The following is a 1,951-nucleotide window of genomic DNA, read 5'->3' as shown; positions in this document are numbered from 1 at the left end:
TGCGGCGCTACATCTTGCCGGCCTACGTCGATCCACGGTGGGTGCGGTGGCTACGCGTGCTGCCGCTCGACCGCAACCTGACTATTCCGATGGTGCATGCGGACGACGTCGCGGACGCGTGTGTGCGGGCGGTGCAGCGGTGCGCGCTGGGCCCGTTCAACGTTGCCGCCGAACCGCCGGTGCGCCGCGACGACCTCGCACGGGCGTTGCGCGCCTGGCCCATTCACGTTCCCGCGCCGGTGCTGGGCGTACTGGCTGACGTGTCGTGGCGAACGAGGTTGCAACCCATCGACCGCGGGTGGCTGGACATGATGTTCTCCGTGCCGCTCGTCGACACCCGGCGTGCCCGCACGGTGCTGGATTGGTCCCCCCGATGGGGATCGGCCGAACTCCTGGCCGACGTCATCGACGGCTTCCGCAACGAATCGGGCACGCGCAGCCCCGTATTGAATCCGCGGTCGTTCGTCCAGGCGGTCACCCGCGATGTCACCGCCGGGCCGCTCACCGTCCGGCGGGTGCCGTGACGAGCGTCGTCAACCGGTGCGGCCCAACAGGTGACGCAGCGCCCCGTCGAGGCCGGGCTGGCGGAACCGGTGCCCGGCGGCGGCGAGCTTGGCCGGCGCCACCCGCTGGCTCGCGGTCGCCAGTTCCCGGGCGCCCTGCTCGCCCAGCAGTAGCCGCGGGCCCAGCGACGGCACCGGCAAGACCGCCGGCCGGTGCAACACCGACGCCAGCGTAGCGGTGTACTCGCGGTTGCGGACCGGTTGTGGCGCAACGGCATTCACCGGTCCCGACAGCGTGGCGTCCCAGAGCGCGCGGTGATAGACGCCCACCAGGTCGTCGATGCCGATCCAGGACAGCCATTGGCGACCGTCGCCCAGCCGGCCACCCAGCCCGGCGCCGAACAGCGGGCGCATCAGCTTCAGCGTGCCGCCGGCGGGCGATTGCACGATGCCGGTGCGCACCTGCACCACCCGCACCCCGGCCTGTTGCGCGGGCGCGGTCGCCTGCTCCCAGTCGGACACCACATCCGCCAGAAACCCGTCGCCGCGATCGCTGTCCTCGGTGAGGGTTTCGTCGCCGCGGTCGTACCCGTAGTAGCCGATCGCCGACGCCGAGATCAGGGCGCCCGGCCGGGGCTCGCCGCGACCCAGCAGTTCGGCCAGCCGCCTGGTCGGCTCAATCCTGCTGTCCCGGATGGCTTTGCGATGTTGCTCGGTGAACCGGCCGGCGATCGAGGCTCCCGCCAGATGGATCACCACGTCGATACCGTCGAGCAGCCGCGGGTCGGGATCGTCGGGATTCCATTGCCGCTCGTCGTCGCCGCGGGCGGCACGCCGGACCAGCCCGACCACCCGATGCCCGCCGGTGCGCAGGAAGGCGGTCAACGCCGAACCCACCAGACCCGACGATCCGGTGATCGCGATCGTCGTCGGCCGCAACCCGTTCTCGGCGGCCAACCGGTGCGCGGCCAAGTCGTCGGCCAGCTGCCGGTGCCGGTAGTCGAACATGGGCCGCAGCAGCGACCCCGGCACCGGCGTCTCGACCCGGTCGATCACCCTGGTGCGGTTGCCGCCGAGGTCCTCGAATTCATGAATGTGACGCCAGCGCATGGCGATTCGCGCCGGCAGGGTTGCCAGACCGTCGCCGCCGACGGTGTCGACGAATCGTCGCGGCGGGTCGTAGCCGTCGGGCTGATGCACGGCGACCCAGCGCAGGCCGCCGGGCAGCGCCAGGGTGGCGCGTCCGTCCGCGAGCGAGGCCGCCTCGGTGACCAGGCGCATCGGCTGCCACGGCGGCGAGAGCCGGGCGAACGCCCCCGGCCTGGAATGCCACTCGAATACGTCGGTGATCGAAGCGTCGACGACGCTCGAATAGTCCAGCCCCATCCGTGAAACGTTAGGAACAGCGCTACCGGTTCGGCAAGGCGTGTTCGACGATGGGCAGCCGC

The 1,951-nt window shown here is 71.4% G+C and carries 1 protein-coding gene and 1 pseudogene; one reads left to right on the top strand and one right to left on the bottom strand.

What is annotated here, in order from left to right:
* Positions 1 to 524, top strand: a pseudogene (locus A5622_RS29775) (epimerase); the annotation flags it as partial.
* A gap of 9 nt (positions 525 to 533) precedes the next feature.
* Here the strand turns inward: A5622_RS29775 and A5622_RS18280 are convergent.
* Positions 534 to 1,889 (bottom strand): TIGR01777 family oxidoreductase, encoded by a 1,356-nt coding sequence (locus A5622_RS18280; protein ID WP_066880440.1) that lies wholly within the window; start codon positions 1,887 to 1,889, stop codon positions 534 to 536.
* Positions 1,890 to 1,951: the final 62 nt, after the last annotated feature.

The sequence above is a fragment of the Mycobacterium sp. 1245801.1 genome (assembly GCF_001673055.1).
Classification (GTDB): Bacteria; Actinomycetota; Actinomycetes; order Mycobacteriales; family Mycobacteriaceae; genus Mycobacterium; species Mycobacterium europaeum_A.
The sequence above is the reverse complement of the archived record's forward strand: the minus strand, read 5'-3'. Positions and strand labels throughout refer to the sequence as shown.